At 37.0% G+C, this 18391-nt stretch carries 15 protein-coding genes; 1 reads left to right on the top strand and 14 read right to left on the bottom strand.

What is annotated here, in order from left to right; translation table 11 throughout:
• Positions 1 to 6: 6 nt before the first annotated feature.
• From BR87_RS01825 to rpsB, 14 genes are all read right to left on the bottom strand, one after another.
• Positions 7 to 312 (bottom strand): L7Ae/L30e/S12e/Gadd45 family ribosomal protein, encoded by a 306-nt coding sequence (locus BR87_RS01825; RefSeq protein WP_035027998.1) that lies wholly within the window; start codon positions 310 to 312, stop codon positions 7 to 9.
• Positions 309 to 593, bottom strand: a complete 285-nt coding sequence (gene rnpM / locus BR87_RS01820; protein ID WP_035027996.1) for an RNase P modulator RnpM — start codon at positions 591 to 593, stop codon at positions 309 to 311. The genes BR87_RS01825 and rnpM overlap by 4 nt, the downstream gene beginning before the upstream one ends.
• 15 nt (positions 594 to 608) lie before the next feature.
• A complete protein-coding gene (gene nusA / locus BR87_RS01815; RefSeq protein ID WP_035027993.1) occupies positions 609 to 1886 on the bottom strand; it encodes a transcription termination factor NusA in 1278 nt (425 codons plus the stop codon).
• Between the two features lie 33 nt (positions 1887 to 1919).
• Positions 1920 to 2393 carry a ribosome maturation factor RimP gene (gene rimP / locus BR87_RS01810; RefSeq protein WP_035027990.1) on the bottom strand — a complete coding sequence of 158 codons (474 nt, stop codon included), beginning with the start codon at positions 2391 to 2393 and terminating at the stop codon, positions 1920 to 1922.
• A 208-nt stretch (positions 2394 to 2601) separates the two neighbouring features.
• Positions 2602 to 6945, bottom strand: coding sequence for a PolC-type DNA polymerase III (locus BR87_RS01805; protein WP_035027987.1), 4344 nt, complete (start codon positions 6943 to 6945; stop codon positions 2602 to 2604).
• Between the two features lie 113 nt (positions 6946 to 7058).
• Positions 7059 to 8771 carry a proline--tRNA ligase gene (locus BR87_RS01800; RefSeq protein WP_035027984.1) on the bottom strand — a complete coding sequence of 571 codons (1713 nt, stop codon included), beginning with the start codon at positions 8769 to 8771 and terminating at the stop codon, positions 7059 to 7061.
• Positions 8772 to 8830: 59 nt separating this feature from the next.
• Positions 8831 to 10105 (bottom strand): RIP metalloprotease RseP, encoded by a 1275-nt coding sequence (gene rseP / locus BR87_RS01795; protein WP_035027981.1) that lies wholly within the window; start codon positions 10103 to 10105, stop codon positions 8831 to 8833.
• 12 nt (positions 10106 to 10117) lie between these two features.
• A complete protein-coding gene (locus BR87_RS01790) occupies positions 10118 to 11260 on the bottom strand; it encodes a 1-deoxy-D-xylulose-5-phosphate reductoisomerase (protein WP_035027978.1) in 1143 nt (380 codons plus the stop codon).
• Positions 11261 to 11316: 56 nt separating this feature from the next.
• The gene (locus tag BR87_RS01785; RefSeq protein ID WP_035027975.1) at positions 11317 to 12102 is read right to left on the bottom strand and encodes a phosphatidate cytidylyltransferase; all 786 of its coding nucleotides are present in this window, start codon (positions 12100 to 12102) and stop codon (positions 11317 to 11319) included.
• A gap of 17 nt (positions 12103 to 12119) precedes the next feature.
• Entirely contained in the window at positions 12120 to 12896 is a 777-nt protein-coding gene (locus BR87_RS01780; RefSeq protein WP_035027973.1) for an undecaprenyl pyrophosphate synthase, read from the bottom strand.
• Positions 12897 to 13329: 433 nt separating this feature from the next.
• Positions 13330 to 13887 (bottom strand): ribosome recycling factor, encoded by a 558-nt coding sequence (gene frr, locus BR87_RS01775; RefSeq protein WP_035027970.1) that lies wholly within the window; start codon positions 13885 to 13887, stop codon positions 13330 to 13332.
• A complete protein-coding gene (pyrH, locus tag BR87_RS01770) occupies positions 13884 to 14612 on the bottom strand; it encodes a UMP kinase (protein WP_035027968.1) in 729 nt (242 codons plus the stop codon). The genes frr and pyrH overlap by 4 nt, the downstream gene beginning before the upstream one ends.
• Before the next feature lie 196 nt (positions 14613 to 14808).
• Positions 14809 to 15690: a translation elongation factor Ts gene (tsf, locus tag BR87_RS01765; protein ID WP_035027965.1), complete on the bottom strand. Its 882-nt coding sequence runs from the start codon at positions 15688 to 15690 to the stop codon at positions 14809 to 14811.
• A gap of 133 nt (positions 15691 to 15823) precedes the next feature.
• Positions 15824 to 16612 (bottom strand): 30S ribosomal protein S2, encoded by a 789-nt coding sequence (gene rpsB, locus BR87_RS01760; protein WP_035027961.1) that lies wholly within the window; start codon positions 16610 to 16612, stop codon positions 15824 to 15826.
• Between the two features lie 278 nt (positions 16613 to 16890).
• On the opposite strand from rpsB, the gene BR87_RS01755 reads away from it, so the two are divergent.
• Positions 16891 to 18276 carry an ISNCY family transposase gene (locus BR87_RS01755; protein WP_035027958.1) on the top strand — a complete coding sequence of 462 codons (1386 nt, stop codon included), beginning with the start codon at positions 16891 to 16893 and terminating at the stop codon, positions 18274 to 18276.
• Positions 18277 to 18391: the final 115 nt, after the last annotated feature.

Here is an 18391-nt window from a genome sequence, read left to right as displayed (position 1 = left end):
CCTCCGTTAATTTATTAATAATTCCCGGAACTTCTTCCCAAAGCCATTATCCGTTGTTGTACATATTGTACGGTCTTTTCCGATTGCCTGACTTAATTCTGCTTTTGTAAAATGAACAACGAATGGAGTTTGATAATGACGACATTTATCCGAGATTTTCTTTTTCGTTTTTTCACTGGCATCTACAGCAACAAGAACAACTTTAGCTTGTTCTTTTCTAATTTCTTTTAAAGTCAAATCTTCTCCGGTAACTAGTTTCCCAGCTTTCATAGCCATGCCCAAAAGATTTAACACTTTTTGGTCTTGGTTCATAAGCTCATCCGCGCTTTTTGGTGAGTTACATAATCAAGTAATTCCTGATAAAACGCATCATCTAAAGTTGTTTCAAAAGTACGGTCCAGAAGATGTTTGTCCCAAGCAAGTTGAACAACAACAGGTTCAATAGATACATAAGCTCCACGTCCTGGTTTTTTGCCACTTGGGTCAATACTAATTTCGCCTTCTTTGTTTTTCACGATCCGAATCATCTCTTTTTTAGGTTTCATTTCATTGGAAACAACACATTTGCGCATTGGTATTTTACGTTTTTGCATCTAGTTCACCTCTTGTTATTCTTCGACATGATCTTCGTCTTCTGCTAGTTCTATCATTTCTTCAGCTTCTTCTGGATCTAAGACGCCTTCTTCCACATCGTCATCAATTCTAAGATCAGATGCAAAATCTTCTTGATCTTCAATTGAGTCAATGACTTCTGTGATGCTGTTTTCTTGTTCTGCACTGAGTGTTTCTTCCAGGCTTTCTGCATAATCTGCAGTTTCTACCAGACCTGCTTCTTCTTCAGCAGCAAGAGCGTCTTGCATATCTGATTCTGATTTGATGTCAATTTTATAACCTGTTAATTTTGCAGCTAACCGCGCATTTTGACCGCGTTTGCCAATTGCCAAAGACAATTGATAATCAGGAACGACGACAACACAGCTGCCTTCTTTTTCATTGAATGTCACATTAACAACTTGAGCAGGATTTAAAGCATTGGCGATAAAAGTAGCTGGATCAGCGTCCCACTCAACGATATCCATGTTTTCACCTTTTAATTCATTTACTATCGCTTGAACACGTTGTCCTTTAGGCCCGACACACGTTCCAACAGGATCAATATTTTCATCTCTAGACATTACGGCTACTTTGGCACGATCACCAGCTTCACGTGCAACTGATTTGATTTCAACAATTCCATCATAAATTTCTGGAACTTCTTGTTCAAATAAACGTTTTAGTAAGTCTGGATGACTGCGGCTAACAAAAATTTGGGGTCCTTTTGATGTATTTTCAACTTTAGTGACATAAACTTTGATACGGTCATGTGGTTTATATACTTCATTAGGAATTTGTTCTTGTTTTGATAAGACCGCTTCAATCTTTCCAAGATTGACATAGATATAACGGTGATCTTGTCGTTCAACGATTCCTTGCATAATATCATTCTCATAGGCAATAAATTCGTTATAAATAATATTTCTTTCTGCTTCACGAACACGTTGCATAATAACTTGCTTTGCTGTTTGTGCTGCAATGCGACCGAAGTCTTTTGGAGTCACTTCAAAACGAATCGTGTCGCCTAATTCATAAGCTTTATTGATATCTAAAGCTTCTTCCATGCTGACTTCTAAACGCGAGTCGAATACAACATCAACGACTTCTTTTATAGCATACACATGCATGTCGCCTTTTTTCATATCAAATTCGACTTCAACGTTTTGCGCTTGTCCATAATTTCTTTTATATGCAGAAACTAATGCAGCTTCTAAAGCTTCAATTACGATTTCTTTAGCTACACCTTTTTCTTGTTCTAAAATATCAAGAGCATGCAACATTTCTTTGCTCATTTCATTTTCTCTCCTGTCCACTTGCCATTTAATTTAAAATTGGATTGCTAATCTAGCTTTAGCAATTTTTTTACGATCAAATTCAATTTCTTTTACGCGTGTTTTGATTCGGACAGCTAAAATTAACGTATCTTCTGTCACTTCTTTTAACGTTCCTTCATAAGCTTTTTCGCCATCCACTGATTCATATAACGAGATATGAATAAACTCGCCAATAGCATTCGTGTAGTCTTCTTCTTTTTTTAAGGGCCTTTCAGCTCCTGGTGAAGAAACTTCCAAAAAATAAGCTTGAGGAATTGGATCAGGATTCATCGCGTCCATTTTTTCACTGATTTTCTCACTGACTAATGCGCAATCCTCTAGATCAATTCCCGTCGGTTTATCAATATATACACGTAAAAACCAATTTTTGCCTTCTCTAACAAATTCTATGTCAACTAATTCGAATTGAAAGTCGTCAACGATGGGTTGGACAATTTCACTAACCGTTTCAACCACACTTGTCACTTATACCGCCTCCTTTTAGATACATATACCTGACTGCCGAAAAAGAGTGAGCGTCGCCGCTCACTCTTTACCAAGTTATCTAAATACATTAGTAGAATAACATAAAAATGACAGATAAGCAACAAAACCGTTTAGAAACACAGCTTTTATTTAATGGATGAAAGCTTTTAACCATCAGCCTTCTCCAATTAATCCGCTTGTTATTTTATTAAAACAAATCGAATAACGACAATTGATTTTCATCAGGCAGACCTTTCAAAACACCATTTTCATTCATGTACTCAATAACAGTTTTTGATACTTTTCCACGCTTACTTAAATCTTCTTTAGATAAAAACGGTTTTTCTTGTCTAGCTACAACGATTTGCTTAGCTACGTTTGCGCCTAGGCTTGGAACAGCTCTGAAAGGAGCAATTAAGGAGTTGCCATCAATAACGAAGTCTGTAGCATCTGATTTATCCAAATCGATCATTTTAAAGGTCATGCCTCGTTCTACCATCTCATTCGCTAGCTCTAAAACAGTTAAAACGTTTTTCTCTTTCGTTGAAGCATCTAAGCCTTTATCCGTAATTTCTTTCATCTTTACTTTAATGGATTCTTTTCCCTGGCACATAGAAACCAAATCAAAATCTGTTGCCCGTACAGAAAAATAAGCAGCATAATACAAAATAGGAAAATGCACTTTATAATATGCAACCCGCAAAGCCATCAAAACATACGCCGCAGCATGAGCTTTAGGGAACATGTATTTGATTTTCAAACAAGAATCAATATACCATTCTGGGACTTTTTCATTACGCATCGATTTCTGCCAATCATCAGGAATACCTTTTCCTTTACGGACAGATTCCATGATTTTAAAAGCTAATCCGTCTTCTACGCCATTGTGCATTAGATAAACCATGATATCATCACGACAACCGATTACTTCAGACAAAGGGATATTGTTTTCGCGAATCAGTTCTTCTGCGTTACCCAGCCAAACGTCCGTACCATGTGATAACCCAGAAATTTGCAGCAATTCCGCAAAGGTCGTTGGTTTTGTTTGTTCCAACATTCCTCGAACAAATCGTGTCCCAAATTCCGGGATACCTAATGTACCCGTTTTGGATTGGATTTGTTCAGGTGATACACCTAATACCTCTGTTCCGCCAAATATTTTCATCACTTCTGGATCATCTGTTGGAATCGTTATTGGATCGATACCGGATAAGTCTTGCAGCATCCTGATCACAGTGGGATCATCGTGTCCCAGTATATCCAATTTCAATACATTATCATGGATTGAATGAAAATCAAAATGAGTCGTTTTCCATTCAGAATCTTGCGCATCAGCCGGGAATTGAATAGGAGTAAAATCATAAACATCCATGTAGTCCGGAATAACAATAATACCTCCCGGATGTTGTCCAGTCGTTCGTTTAACACCGGTCGAACCTTTTGCCAAACGATCGATTTCTGCTGCACGCAAACTTAAATTCTGGTCTCGTTCATAAGCTTTTACATAACCGAAAGCAGTCCTGTCAGCTACTGTGCCAATCGTTCCTGCACGATAAACATAATCGTCACCAAACAGTACTTTTGTATAATCATGCGCTTTTGCTTGATAATCTCCTGAGAAGTTTAAATCAATATCAGGAACCTTGTCTCCGTTAAAACCTAAAAACGTTTCAAAAGGAATATCGTGTCCATCTTTATGCAACCTAACGTGACAATGCGGACAATTCTTTTCTGGCAAGTCATAACCTGAGCCGACTGAGCCGTCTGTAAAGAATTCTGAATATTTACATTCTGGACAGCGGTAATGCGGCGGCATTGGGTTAACTTCTGTAATTCCTGTCATCGTAGCTACAAAGCTTGAGCCGACTGAGCCTCGGGAACCAACCAAATAACCATCTGATACACTTTTATGCACTAATTTTTGCGAGATCAAATAAATAACAGAAAACCCATTTCCAATAATACTTGTTAACTCTTTTTCTAACCGTTTTTCAATAATCTCTGGCAAAGGATTACCATACAGTCGATGGGCTTCATTGTAACTTAATTGTCGTATCTCTTCCTCAGAACCTTCAATTTTCGGAGTATATAAATCTGTTTTTACAGGTGTGAGCTCTTCTACCCGTTCTGCTATCAGTTGCGTATTTTCTACAACGATTTTATGAGCTGTTTCTTTTCCTAAAAAGCCAAAAGCTGCAAGCATTTCATCAGTTGTTCTGAAATGAACTTTTGGTAATTCGCTTCGGTTTAATGGATTAGCTCCGCCTTGCGAGTTAATCAGAATTTTACGGTAAATGTAATCTTCTGGATTCAAATAATGAACATTCCCTGTAGCAACTACTGGAATAGCTAATTCATCGCCTATTTGGATCATATTTCGAATGATCTCTTCTAAATCAGCCTCTGAATTGACTAATTCTTGTTCAATCAAAGGTGCATAGACTTCTTTTGGCATCACTTCTAAAAAATCATAAAACTTCGCTTTATTTTTTGCTTCTTCAACCCCTTTTTGCATCATAGCTTCAAAAACTTCTCCTTGACTGCAAGCAGAACCTACAATCAACCCTTCGCGCAATTTTATCAATTCTGAACGCGGAATACGCGGACTTCTGAAAAAGTATTGAGTCATGGATAACGAAATCAATTTAAATAAGTTTTTCAAACCGTCTTGAGTTGTGGCGATAATGGTTGCATGGAAAGGCCGTGCTCGTTTATAAGCATCTCCTTCTCCAATACGGTCATTTAATTGATTATGATTGACTATTTCATGGTCTTCTTCTGCTTCTTTTAAAAACAGCCAACACAAATAGCCTGTTGTTTCCGCATCATAAATTGCTCGGTGATGCTGCTCTAATGCGACGCCATATTTTTTAGCCAACGTATTTAAGCGATGGCTTTTTAATTGAGGGTGCAAAAACCTGGAAAGCTCCAACGTATCGATAACAGGATTATCAGCTTCTGGTAACCCGTTCCGGACATTGCTTGTATTTAAAAATCCCATATCAAAACTGGCATTATGGGCGACTAAAACATATTCATCAGAGAACTCTTTAAATAATTGCAACACTTCTTTTTCAGTTTTTGATCCTCTTACCATATCATCTGTAATACCCGTTAAATTAATCGTTGTTTGGGATAAAGGATGTCCTGGATCTATGAACTGTTCAAATTTTTCGATTACATTCCCTTTATACATTTTAACAGCCGATAGCTCAATAATTTTGTTATAAACAGCTGATAAACCGGTCGTTTCTACGTCAAAGACAATATAAGTTGCTTCACTCAATTCAATATTTTGGGAGTTGTAAGCAATCGGAACCCCATCATCCACAATGTTCGCTTCAATACCGTATAAAATTTTCACTCCATGTTTTTGTCCTGCATGGAAAGCATCTGGAAAAGATTGGGCGCCCGCATGATCTGTGATAGCAATTGCCGGATGGCCCCATTTTGCGGCTTGAGCTACTAAATCAGTCACATTATTTGTGGCATCCATTGTGCTCATATTGCTATGTAGATGCATTTCAACACGCTTATGGCCTTCAGCTGCCGTATCTTTTCGTTCCTCATGAAAACATTCAGTAATATCTTGGGCATTTAAAACTAAGTCGCGCATAAAGTTATCTTCTTGAACGCTGCCGCGAGCTTTAACCCACAATCCTTTTTTCAAAGCGGCAAAAGCGGCTTCGTCTTCTGGTGAATTTGAAAACTTTTTCACCGTAAACGAAGAAGTATAATCCGTTATCTTAATAATCATCAGCTGGCGTTCAGAACGCAACACACGTATTTCCACATCAAATACAAATCCTTCGATTGTAACCCGTCTTTCTTCTTCTAAAATTTGATCCATTTGTTTTATTTCTTCTTTATCCGTGATTTTACGGCCTAAAACAATTGGTCCTTTCATGACCGATTCGATACCCATATCTTTATGGCGTTTTTTTTCTTCCTCTGCTTTTTTCAAGTTTTCGCTGGCACGAATACTTAAAAGAGCATCAGCTTCTTCTTTTTTAGCTTTGAATTCAGTAATTTTTTGTTCATGAATAACTTCATCAATAATAGGTTCTATTTTAAATGCTGGAAAACCTAATTTTTGATAGGCAAGTTCTACAGGCGGCAAATACTGATTGACTAAATGACTCTTTACAACTTCATTTTCTACTAAAAAGAGAATTTTTTTCCCTTCCATCATGGGAAACTGTTCTTGAAAAGGCCGATCACAGAGCGGAGAAGAAACGCCGCTTTTTTTAACTGCTGTTGCCCAATAATGTTCCAGCTTTTCGACAGTTACAGTAGGGTTATAGGTTACAATGGAAACTTCAATAGCAGCGATTGAATTAAACGCAAGCTGCAGTTTTTCAGATAATAACTGATATACCTCAAATGGTAAAATATCTTCAAATTGAAATTGAAAATGCCATGTTTTAGATAATTTATGCACCGTAACTTTTTGAATTTGCGCTTTTTCAAAATAAGACCGGTACTCGACTGCTTGATCCAATCCTATTTGTTCTAGTAATTTGTGAAATAATTCTTCTTGATTTAAACTCATGAGCGACTCCTTTCAATTGCCGGTGATTCTTCATCTATCATAAAAAAAGAAAGCAAAGGAAGTACAGACAAGACAAATACTGTACTTGTATGAACTCCCTTTTCTTTTTTTCATTAGTTATTTTCAGGGTTCAATAAAATCCCCATTGTTGCGACCATTTCGTCTTTACGCACTTCAATAGTCTCACCTGTTTTACGGATTTTTACTTCTACGATATCATCTACAGCTTTTTTACCTACTGTGATCCGAATAGGCAAACCAATCAAATCAGAATCTGCAAATTTGACACCTACTCGTTCTGTACGATCATCCATTAAAACGGAAAATCCGGCTTCTTGTAAAATCTGGTATAGTTCCTCTGATAGGTTGACTTGTTCTGCAGATTTCATATTAACCGGCACCAAATGCAACTCGTAAGGTGCTAATTGACGCGGCCAATTCAATCCACTTTCGTCACTTTGTTGTTCAGCAATAGCTGAAAGCAAGCGGCTGACTCCGATTCCATAACAACCCATGATCACAGGGATAGAACGTCCATTTTTGTCTAAAACAGTCGCTCCCATTGCTTCAGAATAACGAGTACCTAATTTGAAAATATGTCCGATTTCAATTCCTTTAGCAAATTTCAATACGCCTTGTCCGTCAGGGGACAGTTCGCCTTCTTGCACAAAACGCAAGTCAACATAAGCTTCTACTGATAAATCGCGTTCAGGGTTAACGTTCACGTAATGGTAGCCAGCTTCATTGGCTCCAGTTACCGCATTAGCCATATCTTGCACATACACATCACCTAATACACGTATGTCTTTATGAACACCAACTGGTCCAATCGAACCAAAATTAACACCCAAATAGGTTTCCGCTTCTTCATCTGTAGCCAACTCTAAAAAGTCTGCCTGTAAGAAGTTCTTTAATTTTACCTCGTTGACTTCATGATCGCCGCGGATAACAACTAAAATTGGAGAACCGTCTGCAATAAACAACAAACTCTTCATCACATCACGTGTCTCTACTTTCAAAAATGCTGCTACTTCTTCCACTGTTTTACTATCAGGTGTAGCAATTTTTTCCAGCTCTTTTTCAATTTCATGCGATTTCTTCCGCATATAAAAACTAGTGGCCATTTCTAAGTTAGCGGCATAATCACTTGAATCTGAATAAGCAATAGTGTCTTCGCCAGAATCAGAGATCGCCATAAATTCTTTCGAATCGCTGCCGCCCATTGCGCCAGCATCTCCAATGATCCCTCTAAAATCTAATCCACAGCGTTCAAAAATACGTGTATACGCAGTTTCAAAGTCCAAATACGTTTTATCCAAACTTTCATAGCTGTCATGAAAAGAATAGGCATCTTTCATAAGAAATTCTCGTCCTCTTAACAACCCAGAACGTGGTCGTTTTTCATCACGGAATTTTGTTTGAATTTGATATAACGATAAAGGCAAACGTTTATAAGAAGCTATTTCATCGCGAATCAATGCAGTGAAAGCTTCTTCATGCGTTGGTCCTAGTAAATAATCTCGTCCGTGACGATCAGATAATTTCATTAGATCGTCTCCATAGGTTTCATAACGTCCCGATTCTTCCCATAATTCGCGTGGTAAAAGAGACGGCATCAGCATTTCAACCGCGTCAATTTTTTCAAATTCTTCGCGGATAATCGTTTTTATTTTTTCTAACACTCGGTTAGCTAATGGCAAATAGCTATAAACCCCACTAGAAATTTGTCTGATATACCCCGCTCTTAATAATAACTGATGACTCAACACTTCTGCGTCATTAGGAGTTTCTCTTAAAGTTGGCACAAATAGTTTCGATTGTTTCATGATTATTCATTATCTCCTTTAGTACGTTCAATTATAAAGCAATTCTCGCTCTTTTTTACTTATTTCAAAAAATAAGTTTGGATATCATTCCATGTTACCAGAACCATTAACAACAGTAAGGCTCCTACACCGATTATCGTAATAAGGCCTTCTTTTTCTGGACTTAGCGGCTTACCTCTTACCCCTTCAATGATATTCAAGAGCAGCTTTCCACCATCTAATGCCGGCACCGGCAGCAAATTGATAATTCCTAAGTTAATACTTAAAACAGCTAACCAATTAACGATACCAATATACCCAGTTTTAACAACCGCTTCTGTCGTTGCATAAATAGCTACTGGTCCGCCAAACATATCAATAGAAAAGCCTTTAGTAAAGATAGAGCCTAGAGCACTAACAATTTGTACAATCACGGTCCAAGTATAAGTGAAGCCAAATAATAATTTTGCTCCTAAAGATTTATCCAAAGAAGCTTGTACGCCGATAATCCCTATTTCTGAACCATCACTTCCTTTAGTGGTTTCAGGAATAACAACGAGTTGCTTGTTGGATCCATCTGAGGACTTCACAGTAAACATTAAAGATTGACCGGGGCTTTCTTGAATGATCTTCACCATTTCAGTCCAAGTGGAAATTTTTTTATTATTGATCTGGACTACTTGGTCGCCTTCAGACAAGCCAGCTTGTTGAGCTACGCTATCTGCCATAACCGGTCCTAGTTTATTGGCGTCACTGACAACTCCGCCTTGCAGAAAAGCCATTACGATAAACGCAACAATTGCTAAAATAATATTGTTCATAGGCCCTGCGAAATTCGTCATCATTCGTTGAGGTAAACTAGCCGCTTGAAATTGAACATCTAACGGTGCAATTTGGACTTCTGTTCCGTCTTCTTCAATCAACATGGCATCACGTTTTACGGAATAACGCACAAATTCTGATTCATTACCAGCCATATACCCTTCAATATACAAGTCTTTTTCTAAATCGATTGCACTAACTTCTAAAGGAATTGCTTTTAAAAGCTGTTTTTTCTTATACGTATTGATAGTGGTTACTTCATTTTGTTCGTTTAAAAGAACTCCGACAGGCATACCCGGTTTAATTTCTGCTTCTTCTTCGTATCCCGCCATTCGAACATATCCACCAATCGGCAGAATTCGAATAGTAAACGTAGTTTCATTTTTACGGTAAGAAAAAATTTTGGGGCCAAAGCCAATTGCAAATTCTCTTACCAAAATACCCGCTTTTTTAGCAAAATAGTAATGCCCAAATTCATGGAAAATAACTAAAATGCTAAAGACGAGTATAAAAGTAATTATTGTTGTTACCATTCTATCTCTCCTTTAAATCCAAGTTAGAACTCTTTTTCTAGTTTCTTTATCCGCTTCTAAAAGAGTTTTTAAATCTGCACCTCTATCTGTTTTTTCCAGATGAACTGCTCGGTCAACTAATCTTTCAATTTCCAAAAACGAGATTTTTTCTTGTAAGAACGCAGCGACTGCAATCTCATTCGCTGCATTCATGATCGTTGGGGCTGTTCCACCTATTTTGCCAGTTTCATAAGCAAGATGCAATAATGGAAACCGATTAAAATCCATGCTTTCAAAATTCAACTGCCCAATAGTAGTCAAATCGAAAGGAATAGGTTTTTTAATTGGCAGCCGATCAGGATAAGTTAATGCATATTGGATAGGTTCGCGCATATCGCTCGCACCTATTTGAGCTTTTATCGCTCCGTCCTTAAATTGAACCATTGAATGTACGTTGCTTTCACGGTGTAAAACAACCTTAATTCTATCATAATCTATATCAAATAACCACCGGGCTTCGATGACTTCTAAACCTTTATTCATCATCGTAGCTGAATCAATCGTGATTTTAGGCCCCATTGACCAATTCGGGTGTTTTAACGCATCAGCTACTGTGACACTTTTTAGTTGCTCACGTGTATGATCCCGAAAACTTCCACCTGAAGCTGTAATAAGCAATTGACTGATATCTTTTTTATTTTCACCTTGCAGACATTGAAAAATAGCAGAATGTTCGCTATCTAAAGGAAAAATCGATATATTATTTTGTTTAGCTGTTTTCATCACCAGTTCGCCAGCCATAACGAGAGTCTCTTTATTGGCTAAGGCGATCTCTTTACCTGCTTCAATCGCTGAAAGTGTCGGTAATAAACCGATGCTTCCCATCACAGCCGTTACGACCGTATCAATCTCTTCTAATACAGCAATCTCCGATAAGCCTTCTGCTCCATATGTAAATTTAATTCTAGGGTACTCCAGACTTAATTGTTTAGCTAGTTCTTTTGTAGCAACAGCAACCATTTTAGGAGCTAAGGCCTCAATTAATTCCCGTCCTTTTTTTATATTTTGATAAAAAGAAAAGGATACCACTTTAAATAATGCGGGATAAGCTTGAACTACTTGGACTGTACTGTTGCCGATCGAACCAGTAGCTCCTAATAAACAAATTTTTTTCATGACAATAAAAGTAGTTATCGTTAAATGACAACTACTTTTTCACTTCCTTTCATGAATTATATTAGTGTCAATAAATGGAACACAGGTAGAGCAAATAAAATACTATCAAATCTATCCAAAATCCCACCATGTCCCGGTAAAATTTTCCCGGAATCTTTTATCTGATAATGACGTTTAAAAGCTGATTCTACAAGATCGCCTAATTGTCCAGAAATCGATATTAAGACCGTTAGTAAAATTCCCCATGGCCATGAAAAATGCAATGGATGAATCAGTAAAAAGAGAGTAGAAACAATTATGGCGCTGATAATTCCACCCAACGAACCTTCAATCGTTTTGTTAGGACTAATACTAGGAGCTAACTTAGTTTTCCCAAACTTACGTCCAAATAAATAAGCACCGATATCCGTAGACCAAACAATAAACAAAGCTAATAACAATAAAGCTAAACTTTCTGAACGTACGAGCACAAAATATTTAAATCCATACCCAATGTACATTGCACCTAAAATAGAAACTGCAGCATCATCAAAAGTAAACTTGTTTTTTGAAAAAACGGTTGCTACCAATAACAATAAACCGCAAATATAAAATAATATGTCTGTTGAATAAATAGCTGTGAGCCATGGAAGGCGGTCTGAAGGTAATAAAATAAGCAATAATCCTATAATAGCAATGATACCTTCAATAGAGAATAGAGAGTTGCCTTTCATTCTGAACAATTCAAATAAGCTAATAATTCCAAGTAACGCGACAGTAATTTCTAATAGCCATGACCCTGTATAAACAATCGGTACAAAGACTAAAAAAGAGAGTACTGCAGTAATGACTCTTTGTTTCACTTTTTTTCCTCCTCAATCTATATTCCGCCAAAACGTCTATGCCGTGTTTGGTAAACTCCAATCGCTTGTTCTAAAGCAGCCTCATCAAAATCGGGCCATAATATTTTTGTAAAGTAGAATTCGCTATAAGCATTTTGCCAAAGTAAAAAATTGCTGATTCTTTCTTCTCCACTCGTGCGGATCATATAATCGACATCTTGATACTCCCCTAATGTTGTAGTCATCAACTGTTGCTCAAAGACGACTTCGTTGATATCTTCAACGGCTAATTCTCCTGCTTTCACTTGTTCAGCAATTTGTTTAGTAGCCTCCAGCATTTCACTGCGGCTTCCATAATTTAAAGCAAAGTTCAGAATCATTCCCGTATTATTTTTTGTATCTTCAATTGCTTGTTCAACTGCTTTTTTTGTATGTAGAGGCAATTGATCTGTGAAGCCAATTACTTGAACTTTCACATTTTCTTTAATAAGGTCTGGTACAAATGTATCAAAAAAATCGACTGGCAATTGCATTAAAAAACTGACCTCCGTATCTGGTCGTTTCCAATTTTCAGTGGAAAATGCATATAAAGTCAGGACTTTTACGCCTATTTGGCTGGCGCGCTTTGTTATTTTTTTTACAGTATTCATGCCTTCTTTATGTCCAGCGATTCGCGGAAGAAATTTCTTTTGAGCCCATCGTCCATTCCCATCCATAATGATTGCAATGTGATGAGGAATTTTTTCTGCTTCATTAAAAAGTATTTCAGTTGTATCAGTCGGTTTATTTTTTTTATTTCTAAAAAAATGTTTCATCTAAATCCCTCCGGTCCATTACTCAGCAACTTATACTATTGTAGCAAAATCTGATATAAATGCCTACAATAAATAAAGAACTTAAAGGTTTCCTATAAATTTTAAAAAACTTAAAAGGAGGATTATAACGAAAAGTTCCATTCTCTTATGCTGATCAACAAGCTATATTTTTTACTTTAACAGTAAAAATGGTATACTTTCTTTACATCGCTAGTTGGTTATCTACCAAAAGAAAGGAAGGAATTTTATGAAAAAAAGAGTTAAAAATATGCTTGTTAGTTTTATTGTGTCTTACTTTGCCGCAAAAATCACATCTTATTTATTAAAAGAGGATAAGCCTCAAACCAAGAAAGAACAGTAAACAAAAAAAGAAAACACCTCATGACCTTTATTCAGTAAGGTTTGTGAGGTGTTTTTACTTAAAGACAAGGAATTAAACTTCTAACAACTCTTTTTCTTTTTCAGCAGCAATAGCGTCAATATTTTTAATGCTGGCATCTGTTAATTTTTGAACATCTTCTTCATAGCCATGTACATCATCTGAGGTTAATTCTTTATTTTTTTCTGCTTTCTTTAATTCATCAATGGCATCGCGTCGGATATTACGAACAGAAATTTTTGAATTTTCAGCTTCTTTTCCTACTTGCTTAGCTAATTCTTTTCTTCTGTCTTCTGTCAATTGCGGAATAACTAGACGAATAACATTGCCATCATTATTTGGAGTAATTCCTATATCGCTTTGTAGAAGGGCTTTTTCAATTTCTTTCAAAGCCGTTTTATCAAAAGGCGTGATCATCAAGACACGGGCTTCTGGTACAGAAATCTGTGCGATTTGATTTAAAGGTGTAGGTGCACCGTAATAACTAACTTGTACACGATCTAATAAAGCAGCATTTGCTCGTCCTGCACGGATCGTTCCTAATTCACGTTGAAAAGCTTGCTCAGCTTTTGTCATTTTATCTTTAGTTTCACTTAATAATTGTTTGCTCATGCTTTTTTCCCCCTTACTGTAGTTCCAATCGTTTCACCTAAAGCAACACGTTTAATATTGCCTGGTTCATTTAAATTAAAGACAACCAATGGAATATCATTATCCATACTTAATGAACTAGCTGTTGTATCCATCACTTGAAGGCCTTTATTGATGACATCTAAGTGTGTCAGTTCTTCGAATTTGATTGCAGAACTGTCTGTCTTTGGATCAGCAGAATAAACACCGTCTACATTGTTTTTAGCCATTAAAATAACATCGGCTCCAATTTCGGCAGCGCGTAATGCAGCAGTTGTATCAGTAGAAAAATAAGGATTACCAGTCCCGCCAGCAAAAATAACTACACGGCCTTTTTCTAAATGTCTTTCTGCTTTCCGTCGGATATATGGTTCGGCTATTTGACGCATTTCAATTGATGTTTGCACTCGCGTCGGAACGCCTTCATTCTCAAGGCAGTCTTGTAAAGCTAATGCATTCATTACGGTTGCGAGCATTCCCATGTAATCTGCTTGAGCTCTTTCCATTCCCATTTCAGAACCAATCTGGCCGCGCCAAATATTTCCGCCGCCCACTACAATAGCGACTTCAACACCTAAATCCCGAACTTCTTTAATTTCTTTACAAATTTTTTGAATTGTCGGTGGTTGTATTCCAAATCCTGAATCTCCAGCTAAAGCTTCACCGCTGACTTTTAAGACAATGCGTTTATATTTCGGTTCAATCATTTTTTTCCCTCCATTGGCTCTTACACTCTTTTTAGTCTACCATATTTTAGTAAAAACTTCATTTATAATCCATAACAATATGTAATTTTTTTACTTTTTCGGTCAAAACGGTTCCTGACTCTTTTTGAGTCAGCACTTCAAAAAAAGGAGGCCGCAAAAAAATGCGTCCTCCAAAATACTCCATTAGCGTGAACTATTATTTTTTAACTTGACTCATTACTTCTTCAGCAAAGTTTTCTTCACGTTTTTCAATACCTTCTCCTACTTCAAAACGGACAAATGCTTTCACTGAAGCTCCTTTAGAAGCAACGTATTTACCAACAGACATGTCTGGGTCTTTAACAAATGGTTGGTCAAGTAAGCTGATTTCAGCCAAGTATTTATTCAAACGACCAACAATCATTTTTTCAACGATATTAGCTGGTTTACCTTCATTTAAAGCTTGTTCTGTTAATACTTTTGTTTCATGGTCAATTTCTTCTTGAGAAACTTGATCACGTGACACATATTTAGGATTGATTGCAGCGATATGCATAGCAACATCACGTGCAACGTCTTCGTCAGTTGTTCCTTCAAGAATAGTCAAGACAGCGATACGCCCACCCATATGAGAATAAGCTCCAAAAGCATCAGCATCTGTTTTTTCAATTCTTGCAAAACGACGTAGGCCAATCTTTTCTCCGATTTTCGTTGTTGCTGAAAGAACTTCAGATTCAACAGTACCGTCGCCGGCTTTTAATGCTTGAGCATCTTCAAGAGTTTCCGGGTTGCCTTCAGCAATAGCTTCTGTTACATCTTTTACTAATTTTTGGAATTGTTCATTTTTAGAAACAAAATCTGTTTCTGAATTGATTTCAGTGATAGCAGCAACGTTTCCGTCAACGAAAACTCCTGCTAGTCCTTCTGCAGCAATACGGTCTGCTTTTTTAGCAGCTTTTGCTAATCCAGTTTCTCTTAAGTGATCTACTGCTGCATCGATGTCTCCATCAACAGCCACTAGAGCTTTTTTAGCATCCATCATGCCAACACCTGTCATATCGCGTAATTCTTTAACTAATTTAGCTGTTACTTGTGCCATTATAAATTTCCTCCTAATGTGTTTTCTTCTATTTCATAAAAAAAGCTGTCTCAAATAAAATTGAAATGATGCCGCTTCGTATAAAGTCGCTTCTCACTTCTCCTTTTGCTCGAGACAGCCGTTAATTATTTAATTATTCTGCGTTGTCGCCTTCAACTGCTTCAACGATTTCTTCAATTGTTGCTGTTTCATTAGTTGCAGGAGCTTCAGCTGTGAAAGTTTCTTCAACAACTTCATCTTCGCCTTGGTTTCCTTCGATCATAGCGTCAGCCATTTTAGAAGTAATTAATTTAACAGCGCGGATTGCGTCATCATTAGATGGAATGATTACATCAATTTCATCTGGATCACAGTTTGTATCAACCATAGCTACGATTGGAATGTTTAATTTATGCGCTTCTTGGATTGCAATACGTTCTTTACGAGGATCTACAACAAACATAACGTCTGGGATTCTAGGCATATCTTGAATTCCACCTAAGAATTTTTCTAAACGGTCACGTTGTTTTAGTAAGATACCTACTTCTTTTTTAGGAAGGACTTCAAAAGTTCCGTCTTCTTCCATTTTGTTGATCTCTTTCAAACGTTTAATACGTTTTTGGATCGTATCCCAGTTTGTCAATGTTCCACCTAACCAACGGTGATTTACATAGAATTGTCCTGAACGGATAGCTTCTTCTTTAATAGCTTCTTGTGCTTGTTTTTTAGTACCTACGAATAAAGCGATTCCGCCGTTTTCAGATACTTCTTTCATGTAATTGTATGCTGCATCAGCTAACTTAACAGTTTTTTGTAAGTCGATAATGTAGATACCGTTTCTTTCTGTAAAGATAAAACGTTTCATTTTAGGGTTCCAACGACGAGTTTGGTGACCAAAATGTACGCCTGCTTCAAGCAATTGTTTCATTGAGATTACTGCCATGATTTGTTTCCTCCATTTGGTTTTTATTTTTTCCCTCCCTCAAAATCAACTGCAAGGAGACTTGATCGCTCAAGCACCGTCCTTTACATCCTTTGAGGTGTGAAATTAGTTGGTGTTTTAACACCGTTTATTATTATATAAGTTATCTTCTAATAAATCAAGCATAATTTCTTTTTTGAAAGGGATATATCATTCGAACGTGATAATGTCCTAAGTAGGTCGAAGCATAAAATGTCCCAAAATGATAAAATAAACTCATGAAAAGGATCATGCTAACGATGAATGAAGATAAAAAATATAAAGTAATAAAAGCTGTTGCAGAAAAAAGAAAGGAAAAAAAGAGAGCTTGTGTTGAACTTGGGCTCTCGACGAGGCAAGTCAACAGATTGATTCAAGACTATCAAAAAGGAGGAAAAGCTATTTTTTCACACGGTAACAGAGGAAAAACGGCTAAGCACGCTTTGCCAAAGGAAACAAAAAAACAAGTGGTCGAGCTCTATCAAAGTTTTAAGATACAGCCTAATGTGAAGCATTTTACTGAAATTCTGAAGGAGGATTATGACATCTGTTACACCGATACGACTATTCGTCGTATTTTATATCAAGCGAATATTTTATCACCTAAAACCCAAAGAAAAACGCGTAAGAAAATAAAAGCTCGAATCAAAGCTAAATCGATGAAAGGAGAAAAAAAGGCTGAGAACCCATTGGTTCCAAGAGCCGAAGATCAAATGGAGTTACCCGAAAAAAGCCATCCCAGCCGTCCTAGAAAGAAATATCAGGGGGAGCTTATTCAAATGGATGCCAGTTCCTATAACTGGTTTGGTAAAGAGGTGACACATCTTCATTTAGCTATTGATGCCGCTTCTGGTAATATCGTTGGGGCTTATTTCGATACGCAAGAAACACTCAAGGGTTATTATCATGTGCTCAATCAGATTCTAACGAAACAAGGCATTCCCTTAGCTTTTTTGACAGATAAACGAACGGTTTTTGAATACACATCAAAAGCCATGAGAGCGGTTGAAGAAGATACATTTACCCAGTTCGGGTTTGCCTGTCATCAACTCGGTATTGAGATTAGAACTTCATCTATTCCACAAGCTAAAGGACGTGTAGAGCGCTTAAACGGGACTGTTCAATCGCGACTTCCTGTAGATTTAGAATTAGCTGGAATACAATCTATTGAGGAAGCCAATCATTTTTTAATGAAATGGGTTAGAACTTTCAATAAGAAGTTTGGTCATAAAACGAAGGAATCCATTTATGAAAAGGCACCAACTAAATCTGAAATCAATTTGTTATTAGCACGAGTAGCGAATAGAAAAGTGGATAGTGGGCATCATATTCGTTATCAAAATAACTACTACCTGCCTACGGAAGGTAGTGAAGATAAATACTTCACACGAAAATCAAAGGTGCTAATTATCGAAGCGTTTAATGGAGATATCTATGTAAATATAGCTGAAAAAATATACACAACAAGGAGCCTGAAAGAGCATGACTATTACTCAAAAGAGTTTGATCCGATTCCAGAGCAAAAAAAAGAAAGACGCCAGTATATTCCCCCACAATCTCACCCGTGGAAACTAGAATCTTTCAAAAGATATCTTCGCAGTGTCGGAAAAACACTCGAAGAGTACGAAGCTGAACAAACAGCTTAAGACTAATTTTAACAAATTCAGTCACATTAATGCAAGCTTTTGCGAAGTAAAAGCTTGCATTAATGTGACCCTTGGTTTTGGGACATTTTTACTTTCGCTTGACAGCATAATTTCT

The sequence above is a fragment of the Carnobacterium mobile DSM 4848 genome (assembly GCF_000744825.1).
GTDB lineage: Bacteria > Bacillota > Bacilli > Lactobacillales > Carnobacteriaceae > Carnobacterium_A > Carnobacterium_A mobile.
The sequence above is the reverse complement of the archived record's forward strand: the minus strand, read 5'-3'. Positions and strand labels throughout refer to the sequence as shown.

What these genes read in the sequence shown, in the direction of transcription:
- BR87_RS01825 (WP_035027998.1), bottom strand. Translation starts at nt 312, where the DNA reads ATGAACCAAGACCAAAAAGTGTTAAATCTTTTGGGCATGGCTATGAAA.
- rnpM (WP_035027996.1), bottom strand. Translation starts at nt 593, where the DNA reads ATGCAAAAACGTAAAATACCAATGCGCAAATGTGTTGTTTCCAATGAA.
- nusA (WP_035027993.1), bottom strand. Translation starts at nt 1,886, where the DNA reads ATGAGCAAAGAAATGTTGCATGCTCTTGATATTTTAGAACAAGAAAAA.
- BR87_RS01805 (WP_035027987.1), bottom strand. Translation starts at nt 6,945, where the DNA reads ATGAGTTTAAATCAAGAAGAATTATTTCACAAATTACTAGAACAAATA.
- BR87_RS01800 (WP_035027984.1), bottom strand. Translation starts at nt 8,771, where the DNA reads ATGAAACAATCGAAACTATTTGTGCCAACTTTAAGAGAAACTCCTAAT.
- rseP (WP_035027981.1), bottom strand. Translation starts at nt 10,105, where the DNA reads ATGGTAACAACAATAATTACTTTTATACTCGTCTTTAGCATTTTAGTT.
- BR87_RS01790 (WP_035027978.1), bottom strand. Translation starts at nt 11,260, where the DNA reads ATGAAAAAAATTTGTTTATTAGGAGCTACTGGTTCGATCGGCAACAGT.
- BR87_RS01780 (WP_035027973.1), bottom strand. Translation starts at nt 12,896, where the DNA reads ATGAAACATTTTTTTAGAAATAAAAAAAATAAACCGACTGATACAACT.
- frr (WP_035027970.1), bottom strand. Translation starts at nt 13,887, where the DNA reads ATGAGCAAACAATTATTAAGTGAAACTAAAGATAAAATGACAAAAGCT.
- pyrH (WP_035027968.1), bottom strand. Translation starts at nt 14,612, where the DNA reads ATGATTGAACCGAAATATAAACGCATTGTCTTAAAAGTCAGCGGTGAA.
- tsf (WP_035027965.1), bottom strand. Translation starts at nt 15,690, where the DNA reads ATGGCACAAGTAACAGCTAAATTAGTTAAAGAATTACGCGATATGACA.
- rpsB (WP_035027961.1), bottom strand. Translation starts at nt 16,612, where the DNA reads ATGGCAGTAATCTCAATGAAACAATTGCTTGAAGCAGGCGTACATTTT.
- BR87_RS01755 (WP_035027958.1), top strand. Translation starts at nt 16,891, where the DNA reads ATGAATGAAGATAAAAAATATAAAGTAATAAAAGCTGTTGCAGAAAAA.